The sequence below is a fragment of the Clostridium sp. LS genome (genome assembly GCF_002760435.1).
Classification (GTDB): domain Bacteria; phylum Bacillota; class Clostridia; order Clostridiales; family Clostridiaceae; genus Clostridium.
The window spans coordinates 1-13,092 of the sequence record NZ_AUUU01000121.1 but is presented as its reverse complement, the minus strand read 5'-3'; the positions used below and the strand labels follow the sequence as shown (position 1 = coordinate 13,092).

The 13,092-nt window shown below is 29.5% G+C and carries 11 protein-coding genes; 5 read left to right on the top strand and 6 right to left on the bottom strand.

Annotated features, from left to right (window positions below; translation table 11 throughout):
- Positions 1-142: 142 nt before the first annotated feature.
- From COL3_RS22390 to COL3_RS22375, 4 genes are all read right to left on the bottom strand, one after another.
- Positions 143-1,531 carry a glycosyltransferase family 2 protein gene (locus COL3_RS22390; protein ID WP_008428434.1) on the bottom strand — a complete coding sequence of 463 codons (1,389 nt, stop codon included), beginning with the start codon at positions 1,529-1,531 and terminating at the stop codon, positions 143-145.
- Between the two features lie 147 nt (positions 1,532-1,678).
- Positions 1,679-2,677 carry a rhomboid family intramembrane serine protease gene (locus COL3_RS22385; protein ID WP_008428436.1) on the bottom strand — a complete coding sequence of 333 codons (999 nt, stop codon included), beginning with the start codon at positions 2,675-2,677 and terminating at the stop codon, positions 1,679-1,681.
- 159 nt (positions 2,678-2,836) lie between these two features.
- Positions 2,837-4,621 (bottom strand): oligoendopeptidase F, encoded by a 1,785-nt coding sequence (gene pepF, locus COL3_RS22380; RefSeq protein WP_008428438.1) that lies wholly within the window; start codon positions 4,619-4,621, stop codon positions 2,837-2,839.
- A gap of 193 nt (positions 4,622-4,814) precedes the next feature.
- On the bottom strand, positions 4,815-5,216 hold the full coding sequence (locus COL3_RS22375) for a DUF6762 family protein (RefSeq protein WP_008428439.1): 402 nt from the start codon (positions 5,214-5,216) through the stop codon (positions 4,815-4,817).
- Positions 5,217-5,559: 343 nt separating this feature from the next.
- On the opposite strand from COL3_RS22375, the gene COL3_RS22370 reads away from it, so the two are divergent.
- The 3 genes from COL3_RS22370 to COL3_RS22360 all read left to right on the top strand — a co-directional run bounded on the left by COL3_RS22370 (position 5,560) and on the right by COL3_RS22360 (position 8,994).
- Entirely contained in the window at positions 5,560-5,985 is a 426-nt protein-coding gene (locus COL3_RS22370; RefSeq protein WP_008428441.1) for a hypothetical protein, read from the top strand.
- 409 nt (positions 5,986-6,394) lie between these two features.
- Positions 6,395-7,204, top strand: coding sequence for an AraC family transcriptional regulator (locus tag COL3_RS22365; RefSeq protein WP_242982170.1), 810 nt, complete (start codon positions 6,395-6,397; stop codon positions 7,202-7,204).
- A 374-nt stretch (positions 7,205-7,578) separates the two neighbouring features.
- Positions 7,579-8,994 (top strand): family 43 glycosylhydrolase, encoded by a 1,416-nt coding sequence (locus tag COL3_RS22360; RefSeq protein ID WP_035284357.1) that lies wholly within the window; start codon positions 7,579-7,581, stop codon positions 8,992-8,994.
- 291 nt (positions 8,995-9,285) lie between these two features.
- Here COL3_RS22360 and dltC read toward each other — a convergent pair whose 3' ends face one another.
- Together dltC and dltA are read right to left on the bottom strand one after the other, a co-directional pair.
- Positions 9,286-9,516 (bottom strand): D-alanine--poly(phosphoribitol) ligase subunit DltC, encoded by a 231-nt coding sequence (dltC, locus tag COL3_RS22355; protein WP_008428447.1) that lies wholly within the window; start codon positions 9,514-9,516, stop codon positions 9,286-9,288.
- A gap of 254 nt (positions 9,517-9,770) precedes the next feature.
- Positions 9,771-11,285, bottom strand: coding sequence for a D-alanine--poly(phosphoribitol) ligase subunit DltA (dltA, locus tag COL3_RS22350; protein ID WP_008428449.1), 1,515 nt, complete (start codon positions 11,283-11,285; stop codon positions 9,771-9,773).
- A gap of 160 nt (positions 11,286-11,445) precedes the next feature.
- Between dltA and COL3_RS22345 the strand changes: the two genes are divergently transcribed.
- Both COL3_RS22345 and COL3_RS22340 read left to right on the top strand, forming a co-directional pair.
- Positions 11,446-12,117, top strand: a complete 672-nt coding sequence (locus tag COL3_RS22345; protein WP_008428452.1) for a metal ABC transporter ATP-binding protein — start codon at positions 11,446-11,448, stop codon at positions 12,115-12,117.
- A gap of 33 nt (positions 12,118-12,150) precedes the next feature.
- Positions 12,151-12,951, top strand: coding sequence for a metal ABC transporter permease (locus COL3_RS22340; RefSeq protein ID WP_008428455.1), 801 nt, complete (start codon positions 12,151-12,153; stop codon positions 12,949-12,951).
- The last annotated feature ends 141 nt before the right edge of the window (positions 12,952-13,092 follow it).

The following is a 13,092-nucleotide window of genomic DNA, read 5'->3' as shown; positions in this document are numbered from 1 at the left end:
AACGAACGTGAGTCGAGTTTCCTTGTGTTAATGTTATTTTATTCAAAATATTAAATAATATTAATTTTTTGCATTAATAAAGAGTGTACTATCAAAAATAATAACACACTCTAAAAAACAATTTTATAAAATTTTATAAGTTCTATACATCACATATTTCTATTTTTCTAACATGCTTAGTATGACTCCACTCTTTATTATTCTTATTCAAAATACCTTGAATTGAAATTGGCACCCATGTTATTGTATATAAACCATATAACCAAAATCTATAAAATAAAGCAAATTGTTTCTTTCCTAACAACACTCCAGTTAATGCTAAGAATGCCAAGTTATACCCAAAACTAATTCCTAATGCAATAAGCCAATTTGTAGTGTTAGTTGCTAAATACGGAACCACAAAAATATTACTTGAATATAGAATCATCATCGCCATAAAAGATCTTGTAATTTTTCTATCTATTAACAACGTTAATGGTGTAAGCAGGAATTGAATAATACAAAACGCTTTAAATCCAAAATCACTAAATAAATAATTTATAATAAATATATTTACCCCACTAGTGTTCGATTGTATCAATGTTAATACTGTTGATATCCCAATTAACACAGTTACAAATGGTTGTAATACATATAATGCACAATCAAAAACATAAAATTTTCTGTCCATGATTGCTTTCTTTATTAACTTAAAGAAGTATCTTGAAGCAACATCTGTAAAACCTTGCATCCATCTTTTTCTTTGTGACCAAGACTGATTTAATTTTAGTGGTTTCTCATCATATATTATGGCATCGTGAGCCCAACCTACTTTTTCTCCATTTAATACAAGCTTGCAAGTAAACTCCAAATCTTCTGTTAAACAAGTGGCACCCCAGCCTAGTTTCTTCAATGTATTTGTTTCTATCGCAAATCCTGTTCCACCAATTTGACTAGTTAATCCTAAATTTGCCTTAGCCAATTGGTTCATTCTATTTTGAGTCCAAAAACCAATAGAATAACTTGCTGCAATCCAAGAATCTTCAGGGTTTTTACTATCTATATATCCCTGCACAACCTTATATCCTTCTAGCATTTTAGAATTCATTTCTTTTAAAAAGTCTTTATGTACAAGATTATCCGCATCAAATATTGCAACAGCATCATATTGCTTTTCCATAGCAAATAATTTTGCAAACATCCACTCTAATGCATAACCTTTACCTCTTTTGTCTTTTGAAAATCTTTCACAAACATTAACGCCATAACCTTTAGCTATTTTCGCTGTATCATCTGTACAATTATCTGCAATTACAAAAACATCATACATTTCCTTAGGATAATCCAGTTTTAGCATACTCTCTATAAGACTGCCAACTACAACTTCTTCATTATGTGCTGCTATTAACAATGCAAATTTATTTTTAGGAGTATAGTTTTTAGTTTCTTTTCTCCTAAATAAACCTACAATCGATAAAAGTAAGTAGTAACATATTATTGCAAAAACAAAAATTTGAAAAAAAGCTGTTATGGTTAAAATGTATTCTCCCATTACGTTCACTCCTAATATTTAATGAGACTTATTCCCATTCATTATTTTATTTATTTCTTATCATACTATACCTATCTAATAATATTTCAAGAGAAATAAAAAATCAACCCTATTTTTCTTAAGATAAAATTAATATTTTCCAATTAATTATAATACCTTTTTAGGTATTCTGTAACTAATATATCCTATTAATCCCCCTCCAATCAATCCTCCTATATGAGCAAAATTATCGATATTCTTTATACTTAAACCTATAAATAAATTTATAGAAATCACTTGCATTATGCTAAACAAGAATCTTTTTTGTATCCTGTTCCTTTCTATGATAGCAAAGGCTAATAAAGCACCCATAAGACCAAATATTGCACCTGATGCTCCTACAGATATGCTGTTAGGACTCATATAATAACTTAGCAACGATGCAGTTAAGCAGGAACAAGCATAAATGATCAGGTATTTTACAGTTCCAAAAATTTGTTGAATTTGTGGTCCTATTATATATAAGGAATACATATTACATGCTATATGTATTAATCCAGAATGTAAAAATGCACAGGTGAACAATCTCCAAATTTGCCCTTGATTAATTAAAATATTTACCTTAGCACCAAAATCTATTAATATGCCAGTATTAATATCATAAATATCAAAAGACAAAAAAGCTGTTAGTAAGAATATAATTACATTTATTCCAATTAAAATATAAGTTAAAACTTGGTACTGAAAAAAATTTTTTTTAACATTAATCACTTTTTCTTTATTCCCTCGTATACTGATACTGCCTTCGAGGATATTCCTTAAAGGTATGCAGGCTCTATCACATGTTATAGTATTATAATTTTCTTTATTTATAACTAATCTATGCGCCATTGGAAAATCATTTATATATGTATATTCTTCTTTATTAGATAAAATTATCATATTTAATGAAAATGCTTTATTTAAAGTTTTTATATATCGTATTACTTCTGTATAATCAATAATTTCATTCTCTTCATCACTAATTAGGACACAGTATATTCCATCCTGTAACTCTTTTATTGCAAGAAATATTTCTTTTTTATGAAAATTACTATAATATTGCTTCATATAAAAATTTTCTTTATTTAATAAAACTTTATAAAATTGCTCTTTAAAGTCCTTCATTTTTCCTACCCATTCTTTATGAATTATAAGTTATAAGATATAAGTGATAAGTTAAGGAGGAAAAGCCTTCGGCTTTTCTTAAATAATTTTTTTAGAAATCCCTTTAGGGATTTCATCCTTAAACTTTTCACTTCTCACTTATAACTTATAACTAATTTTTTATTCTTCTATCATATCCAAAAGTTCATTAAATCTCTTTATAGTAGCTTCTATAGGTGCATTTGTTGTCATGTCTACGCCTGCATTTTTCAAAATATTTATTGGATAGTCACTGCCCCCAGCTTTTAAGAAGCCTTTATATTTTTCTACAGCGCCTTGTTTTCCTTCTAGAATTGATTTTGCAAATGCTGATGCTGCTGCATAACCTGTAGCATATTGGTAAACATAAAAATCTGAATAGAAATGAGGAATTCGTGACCATTCAACATCTATTTCCTTATCTATTACAATTTCATCTCCAAAATATTTTACATTTAAATCATGCCATGCCTTATTATAATCTTCAGCAGTTAACGGAATTCCCTGTTCTAAAGTTTCATGAGTATAAAGTTCAAATTCTGCAAACATTAGCTGCCTAAATACTGTAGTTCTAATTTGCTCTAATTCCTGATTAATTAAATAAAGTTTTTTCTTTCTATCAGTTTCTTTTTCAATTAAGTAATGAATAAGTAACGATTCATTTGTTGTTGATGCAACTTCGGCACAGAATAAAGTGTAATTAGCATAATAATATGGCTGCTCTTTTCTTGAATAATATGAATGAATTGAGTGCCCCATTTCATGAGCTAAAGTTGATACATCTCCTAACTCATTATTATAATTTAATAGCACATAAGGCATAGTGTCATATCCTCCCCAAGAATATGCCCCGCCTCTTTTACCCTTGTTTTCATATATATCTATCCAGCCGTCATTTATCCCACTTTTAAATATATTTAAATATTCTTCTCCTAGAGGTTTTAATGCATCCAACACTATATTTACACCATCATTAAATTCTATTTTTTCTTTTGGTATTTCAATAACAGGAACATATAAATCATACATATGAAGTTCATTTAAGCCTAATAACTTTTTCTTAATTTGCACATATCTATGAAGACAACTTAAATTATCATTTATTACTTTTACTGCGTTTCTATAAACTTCTAACGGAATATTATTAGGTTTCAATGAAGCTTCTAAGGCACTATTATATTTTCTTACTTTGCTGCCAAAATTAAAAGTTTTTATTGATGCAGTTAGGGAAGTTGCTAAAGTATTCTTTAGTTTTTCATATTCTCCGAATAGTCTTTCAAATGCAGCTTTTCTTACATTTTCATTTTTGCTTCTTATAAATGAAGAATAATTTCCTTCTGTTAATTCAACTTCATTTCCATCTTCATCTTCTATTTTTCCAAAAGTCATATCTGCGTTTGTCAAAATACTGTGAATTGCTGAAGGCGCATCCAAGCAGTCAGAAGCTGCTGCTAATAACTCCTCCATTTCTTTTGATAATATATGTGGCTTTTCTTTTAATATATCTTCTATTAAAAATTTAAATGGTTTTAATTCATCAATTCTGTTTATCTCTTCTTGAATAAATTTATCATCTAAACTTAAAATTTCTGGTACAAAGAAAGCTGTGTAGCTTGAAAACTCCGCCATATAAATATCTATTTTGCTCATCAAACTTTGATAAGTAGAATTTGCAGTATCCTCATCATATTTTAAGTGAGCATAAATATATAATATTTCAGCTTTCCTAGAAATTTTTTCATTTACCTTAAAATATTCTAATATTTTTTCTCCATTCGTAAGTTTTCCTGAGAAATCCTTTAATCGAATTGCTTCCTTTTTCAACTCTTCAAAATCTTTTTCCCAGTCCTCTATACTATTATATATTTTGTCTACCTTCCATTTGTACTTATCTTCTATTTCTTCTCTTTTTCTTAATTCACTCATCTCTTAACACACCCTTCTTTCGGTTAACAGTTAACAATTTATGCCCTTTAGGGTACCCTGTGGGCAATTAACAGTTATGGATGAAATTGCTTCGCAATTTCTTTATTTTTATATACACTCTTTACCTTTTTGAAATTCAAGAAGAGTTTTTTCCACAACTGTTAACTTTCCATTGTTAACTGTTAACTGAATCTTATTCTTGATATTCAGATTCTTTACCTTGTATTGCCTCAAATACTATATTCATTTCTCTTTCTATTATTGATACAGCTTCCTGTATCTTTTCCTTCATTACATCATAATCTTCTTCATATTTAAATTTTATTATATATGTAGGATTATATTCCTCTAAATCTTCCTCTATCTCGTAGTCCTTCTCGCTAAATGCTTCAGTATTAAATAAATCATATATAGCTGAGTATTCCCATTCTTCTACATTTTTATTTGTATCAAAATACATATATACAGTTTCATCCAATACATATAATTTTCTTACATATAGAGCACCTTCATTTACTTCAAAACTTCCTAACTCTTTTTTTATAAATCCTGTTTCCTTGTCTTTTTCTATTAATACTAAACTTGAAAAATCCATAGCTTCACCATCCTGTAATTTTCTTCTCAATAAGTTTAATCATTGAGATTTTAATTCATAACAAATATTTATTACTTCTGTCACATAAAATTATATCAAAAAAGGCATTTTATAACCATACAAATAAAACTTGGTAAATAAATATCCATAAACATCTTTTTAAAGAGAATTTAATCAAATAATAATATTTCTGCCTTTACTTTGTCTATGAATTTTAATTCTACTTTATGTAAATATATGGTAATATCATCTTGTGATTATTTTTATATAAATATTCTGGCATATTATATAATCTTTCCAAAAAACTCTTTAATAATTCTATCAATAAAGGAGACATAATATAATGTTAAGTAATTCACTACTTGAAAGAGAAACTTTTGAAAGAGAAGCATTTACTTATAAAAGAAAACGACGTCTTGAAAGGCATGTCAAAGCAAGAACTAAAAAAAGAAACGAGTTACTTTCAATAATATCTTTAGGACTTATAATTTTAGTTACATTTCATATAGTCTACAGCATGTATATATCAAGTAATTCAAAAGATTTAGGCTTTTCTGTAGAGCATAATTTCACTACTGGTTTTTCATCCAATAATAAACTTCTTAGAGTTCAAAAAATGTCTTTGATTTACTTTGATGGTGAAACTGCCATAGTAGAAGCTTCAGGCCTAGCTAAAAACCCACCCCATAAAACAACCACCGTTAAAGGCAGCTTTAAGAAAAACCAAGATAACAGCTGGTATCTTGAAAAATATTTATCAATGAATTAAAGTGGCTGCGATACTATTTAGTTGAAAGTTATAAGTAAAAGGTTAAGGTAGAAATCCTCCTTAGAGGATTTCTTAAACTATTAATTTATCTCCAATAGTCTTAATTTCTACACCTTGGTTACAGCCTTTAATGATGCTCTAAAAGATATTCTACCTTTTCCTCCAGTCCTACCTCTCATTATTATTGTATCATTTCCTACGGTATCCTTGTGTAACAAAGTACATAGTTTGAACCTTTTTTACTTTAGATATCATAATATATTTTTTCCCCCTTAATTGATAATTCAAACTAAATATAAACAATATGAATTTTGTAAATTAATATAGATTCATATCATTTTCGCTGTAGTATCAATAAAAATTATAAATTATTGACCTGTTCGAAACAATAATATATACTAATCTATAATTGATATATCCAAAGATTAGGAGTGTTACCATGACAAATATTTTTTATGTAGGATGTGATTCTACCCATACAAATGATTTTATTTTTGATATCCCTCAAGGCCATGATTGCTGGCTTCTAATTCTCACTCAAACTCCTGCTCTTTTTTGGGTTAACGACGAACTCAAGGAATATCCATCTCATAGTGCAGTATTATATGAGCCACATCAAAAAATATATTATCGCGCCTGTACTGAAAAATACATAAATGATTGGATACGTTTTGATTCTACTGAATCTTATGTGAATGATACAACACTTCCACATGGCATTCCTTTTTCTTTAGATAATCCAGAATATTGCCACAAACTATTTCAATTGTTGGTTACTGAAAACTCATTTAATAAGGATTATAAAGAATCATCAATTGATTATTTATTACGAACTTTGTTCAATAAACTTTTAGAGTCTTGTTCACATACTAGCATTACTCCTCAGTATTATAATCTTTTAGAGCTTCGTGCAGCAGTTCACAATAATCCTGGCAATAATTGGACTGTTCATACCATGGCAGATTTCCTTCATTTAAGCCAAGGCTATCTACAGACAATCTACAAAAATACTTTTGGTATATCTTGTATGGATGACGTAATCAATAATCGAATCAAACTTGCTAAGGAATACCTGATTCATTGTAATCATACAATTACTGAAGTAGCAGTTTTATGCGGATATAATAATGTTGAGCACTTCTGCAGGCAATTCAAACAAGTTACAGGACACACTCCAAGAGAATTCCGAAATCATGCTGCAAGTTCATTTTCTGAATAGGTACATATATTATTTAGCTAAAGGAAATTTTTTCATAGGAGAAGGCTTCCAATTTGATTGTTGGAAATTTGACAAATAGTATTGTTTATAAGTTAGGCTTTGCTAGACTAAATTGTTGATATACAAACTAAAACCAGGTAGTTAATTGTGACTACCTGGTTTCCTCTTTGAATTCAAAGTATTTAGTGTTATTTATATAGATTATATAATTCTTCAGTATTAGAATATATCAATTATATCTTAGTATATATCATTGTTTCAAACAGTTAGGCATCTTATAATTTTATTATAAAAACCATTGAGAATTAAATAATATTCTATAAATAAGCTCTCATTATATCAGAGTGCTTGTAAAAGGAGTGAAAGCAATGATAATGAAAAAGCAAGGACTAAATCCTTATCTCCCATCGTGGGAGTATATCCCTGATGGTGAACCTCATGTTTTCAATAATAGAGTTTATGTTTATGGCTCTCATGACCGTTTTAACGGGCATGTATTTTGTTTGAATGATTATGTATGCTATTCAGCACCCATTGATAATATTGGTGACTGGCGTTATGAAGGTGTGATTTACAAAAAATCAGATGATCCTCTTAATCCTGACAACAGAATGTGCCTTTATGCACCTGATGTAACTGTTGGACCAGATGGAAGATATTATTTGTACTATGCTCTTGACAAAGTTTCACTTATATCAGTTGCAGTATGCGATACCCCTGCTGGTAAGTACGAATTCTATGGCTATGTGCATTATTCTGATGGAACACGTTTGGGTGAAAGAGAAGGTGACCCTTATCAGTTTGATCCTGGAGTACTTACAGAAGGAAATACCACTTATCTTTATACTGGCTTTTGTGCATTTGGCGATAAATCACGAAAAGGTGCCACTGTAACAATCATCGGTCCCGATATGCTAACTATTCTGGAAGAACCAGTATTGGTAGTACCTAGCCAACCTTACAGTAATGGCAGTGGATTTGAAGGTCATGAGTTTTTTGAGGCATCTTCCATAAGGAAGAAAGGAGATACCTATTATTTTATATATTCCTCAATTGTTATGCATGAACTTTGTTATGCTACCAGTAAAAATCCAACAAAAGGTTTTACGTACCAAGGAGTTATTGTGAGTAATAATGATATTCATATTGATTCTTACAAGCCAGCAGAAAAACCTATGAATTATTGCACTAATAATCATGGCAGCATTGTTGAAATTAATGGCAATTGGTATATTTTTTATCATAGGCATACTAATGGATCCTGGTTCAGTCGCCAGGGTTGTATTGAACAGATTGAATTTTTAGATGACGGTACCATTCCTCAGGTAGAGATGACATCCTGTGGTTCAAACGGTGGACCTCTGGTCGGAAGAGGAGAATATCAGGCATATCTGGCATGCAATCTTTTCATTGATGAAGAATCATTACAAAAAAATTTCACTGGAACGTGGATAATCGATCCATTTCCTAAGATAACACAGGACGGAAAGGACGGAGATGAAGAAATCGGCTATATTTCTAATATGAAAGATTCTGCTACAGCCGGTTTTAAATATTTTGATTGTAAGGGAATTAAGAAAGTCAAAATTAAAGTACGTGGATATTGTAACGGTGCCTTTGAAGTAAAAACAGCCTGGAATTGTGCAGCACTTGGAAGAATACCTGTTGATTTTACGAATATATGGACGGAATATTCTGCTAATATAGAAATTCCAGATGGAATTCAGGCATTATATTTTACATATACGGGTGATGGAACTGCAAGTCTAGCCTCTTTCACATTGGAATAGCGAATATCTAAGATTAATTAGTGTTAATACTCTCCTAATCCAAAATTCAAAATGCCTCTGAAGGTTTTTATTCAAAGTCTTCAGAGGCATTAACTATTATATTTATACAAATAAGTCTTATGTGTATCATTTTTTACGAAATATCATAAAATTTACTCTTAATCATTTCATCAATTTACCATACGTCACTTTGCAAGGTAAGTCTATTACTCGCTTTCAACGTCAAAAAATTCTATAATTTCTTGTACAAGAACAAAGGACTGCCCCCTTTAATTTACAATTGACAATATACTATTTTCTATTTTCTAAAAATTCACTTAGTTTGTTAACTGTTGCCATATCTTCTCTTTCTAGATCAGTTGGTTGTAATTTTATGCCTAACTTTTCTTCTATTTTAAGTAATATTTCAATTATTGCCAAAGAATCTAAAAGCCCTGCTTCAAAAAGATCTAAATCTAAATCTTCTGCAATTTCATCGTTTCCTATAACTTCAATAAATATTTCTAATATTTTCTCTTTCATAATATACCCTACTCCTTTTATTTAATTAATTATCCTAAAAATAAGAATGCTTCATTAATACTTTTGCACCTAAACACTAATATAAAACTTGTCTAATTAAAGCCATGTTTTCAATAATCTATATAGGTTGCACTACTTAATATGTTAACCTCTTTTACTGTATTTAGCAACAAATATGTATCAATCAAATAAGTAAAACTAAACTTTTACTTTAGTAACTAATACATATACGCAGAATATTATTTTCAACCTATTCATACTTCTTCCAATAGTTTTTTTCTATCAATTTTCCCGTTTACATTCGTTGGAAATTGAGTAACTATCTTTATATTTCTAGGAACCATATATGAAGGAATCAATTCTCCCAATTCTTTTTTTATCATTATTCCATTTTTTAATCCACTTAGTCCGTTATCCTCTTTCAACTCAACAAATGCTGTTAAATATGCAATTTTTCCATCCTTGTTTACTGGAACTACCGCTGCATTCTTAACATTATTAACCTTTACTAAGTTATTCTCTATATCCTCTATTTCAATTCTATAACCATTAAGCTTTATTTGAAAATCTTTTCTTCCACAGTAATACAGATTACCATCAATATAATATCCTAAATCTCCAGTTCTATATGCCCTTGTCTTTACTTCATTATAATCATCATAAAAAAATGCTTTCTCTGTCATTTCTTCATTATTATAATATCCTTTGCTTACACTTGGGCCGACAATTATAATCTCACCTTTTTCTCCATCTTTTAAAGTATTACCTTCATCGTCAACAATTTTTATAATTGACGTCTTCATAGGATATCCAATAGGCAGACTTCCTTCCTCTTGTAACAATTCCTTATTCATATCATTAGCACTAACTGCTACCGTAGCTTCTGTAGGCCCATAGCCATTAATTATTCTTGTTCCAGGAAACCTATTTAAAAGCTCTTCGCATAATGGTTTTGGAAGTACTTCACCTACAAAAACCATTGCTTTTAAATTAGGTAACATTTTTGAATTAAAATTTTCTTCTACAATGCACATTCCTGCAAATGATGGTGTTGACACCCAGATATTAATACCTGATTCACTCATATCATTAAACATGTTTTTTAAGTTTGAAAGAGTATCCTTTGAATATCCATGTAGTGTTTTTCCATAACATAATCCTGGGTAAATTGATGTAACTGACAAATCAAAGGAATACGCAGCTTGATTCATAAATACTTCTTCTTTTTCATCTAAATTTAAATATTCTGCTATCCATTCAACAAAATTATCTAGATTGTTACTGCTTATCTGCACTCCTTTTGGCTTCCCTGTACTTCCTGAAGTAAATAGAATATATGCATTTTCATCTTCTTTCACCCAATTAGCTCTGCTAACTTCAATGCCTTTGAATTCTTGTTCTATTTCATTAATATCTTTTTCTGTTAATACACGTACATTTTCAAAATTATTCTCTGCACTAAAGTCTACAAGTATTTTAGGATGAACTTCACTTATGATAGCCTCTACTCTTTCCTTCGGATAACTAATATCAATTGGTATGTATGCTCTTCCTGACTTTAAAGCAGCCATCATAACTGCCATCATTAAATTTTCTTTATTTCCATATATAATAATAGGTGTTCTATCACTACCCAATTCTTTTAGCAAAAAGGCGCCAATACACTCTGATATATTATCTAATTCTTCATATGTCATAAAATTTCCATCGCATTTTAGCGCTATTCTTTCGCTTTGTGAATATTTTTTTATTCCTTCTAAAATCTTCATTATTATATCTCCCTTGATACTAAAAATGGTTAATACTCTATTTTATTCTATAACAGAGCTTCATGTAATTCAATCTGAATAAATATTAAACTTTTCATTCCTCTTGCAAATGATTTGCAATAAAGTGTATAATAAAATAATGTTTTAAGGAGTTGATAATTTGATTACCATAAATAATCTATCATTTTCATATACAAAAGGAACCGACCTGCTAAAGAATATTAATCTTAATATTCCTAAAGGAGTTTATCTATCTATTCTTGGTGAGAATGGAAGTTGTAAAAGTACATTAGTAAAACTTATTCTCGGACTTTTGAAGCCTGATAACGGCTCAATAAATATAAATTCTAATAAAATTTCTTACGTTTCCCAAAGGCTGGATAATTTCAATTCTGATTTTCCAATAACAGTTAAAGAAGTATTGTCCTGCCATGCTAAGATAGTTGGAGCAAAGTCTTCAAAATGTGTTCACGATTCTTTAAAAAAAGTTAATATGTTGGAATTTAGCAATAACCTAATCGGGAATCTTTCAGGTGGACAACAACAAAGAATTTTTATTGCAAGAGCATTAATTGGAGATCCAGACTTAATAATATTAGATGAACCTTCAACTGGAATAGATGAAAAAAGTCAAAATGAGATTTATCCATTGCTCCAAAGTTTAAATAAGGATCTGGGAAAAACTATTATTTCTGTTGAACATAATACAAATGTTGCATTAAAATATTCAACACATATTTTAAAAATAGAAAATTGTACTATGAAATTATATACAAAAGAAAACTTTAAAAAGCGCTTAGAAGCTGACGATTCGTTTTCTAACATAATTTAAGATTTAAACTTTGATTTAGGAAGGTAGTAACTTATGTTCGAATTAGGTTTTATGCAAAATGCATTTATTGCAGGATTTATTGTCTCTATTCTTTGTCCCTTTATAGGGCTTTTTATTGTGCTTAGACGTTATTCAATGATTGGTGATACATTATCTCACTCTTCTTTTGCTGGAGTTGCTATAGGCTTGTTAATTGGTACAAATCCAATTTTAACTGCATTTCTCTTTACTAGTGTCTGCGCACTTATAATTGAACTTTTACGAACTTATTATAAAAAATACGCTGAACTTGTAATGTCTATTGTTTTGACATTAAGCTTAGGTATAGCAATTATTTTAATAAGCAGTGGTAAAGCATCTGCAAAAGTAGATTCGTTTTTATTTGGAAGTATCCTAACTGTTACAGGCTCTGATATCTTATTAATATCTATAGTAGGCGGAATTTGCCTTATAGCTCTTATATTTCTTTATAACAAATTAATATATGTGACTTTTGATGAGAATGCTGCAAAAACAGCAGGTATTAATATTAAGTTAGTGAATTATGTCTTTACATTGCTTGTGGGAGCTACAATTACTATTTCAATTCAAGTAATGGGGATTCTTGTTGTTTCTTCAATAATAGTAGTTCCTGTAGCCACAGCTATGCAATTAAAAAAAGGGTTTGCTAAAACCCTGATTTTTGCTATGATATTTGGATTTTTGGATGTAATGATAGGACTTGTACTCTCATACTATATAAATAGTGCTCCAGGAGGTACAATAGCATTAACATCCGTTATAATTCTTATTCTCACTTTAATCTTCAATAGATTCTTCAATTACGAAACCTAGAAAACCAGTTATAACTTATACTAACATCAGGTATTTCTTTTATTCATATAGAACAAAAATCGCTGTACCACGTTTTATTAGTGATGAATAATGAATGGTGAATAATTAATGATTAAGGTTGAAATTGCTTCGTAATTTCTT

Coding starts and splice junctions, on each gene's coding strand:
- pepF (WP_008428438.1), bottom strand. CDS start 4,621: ATGAGTGAATTAAGAAAAAGAGAAGAAATAGAAGATAAGTACAAATGG.
- dltA (WP_008428449.1), bottom strand. CDS start 11,285: ATGAAGATTTTAGAAGGAATAAAAAAATATTCACAAAGCGAAAGAATA.
- COL3_RS22390 (WP_008428434.1), bottom strand. CDS start 1,531: ATGGGAGAATACATTTTAACCATAACAGCTTTTTTTCAAATTTTTGTT.
- COL3_RS22375 (WP_008428439.1), bottom strand. CDS start 5,216: ATGGATTTTTCAAGTTTAGTATTAATAGAAAAAGACAAGGAAACAGGA.
- dltC (WP_008428447.1), bottom strand. CDS start 9,516: ATGAAAGAGAAAATATTAGAAATATTTATTGAAGTTATAGGAAACGAT.
- COL3_RS22360 (WP_035284357.1), top strand. CDS start 7,579: ATGAAAAAGCAAGGACTAAATCCTTATCTCCCATCGTGGGAGTATATC.
- COL3_RS22340 (WP_008428455.1), top strand. CDS start 12,151: ATGTTCGAATTAGGTTTTATGCAAAATGCATTTATTGCAGGATTTATT.
- COL3_RS22370 (WP_008428441.1), top strand. CDS start 5,560: ATGTTAAGTAATTCACTACTTGAAAGAGAAACTTTTGAAAGAGAAGCA.
- COL3_RS22385 (WP_008428436.1), bottom strand. CDS start 2,677: ATGAAGGACTTTAAAGAGCAATTTTATAAAGTTTTATTAAATAAAGAA.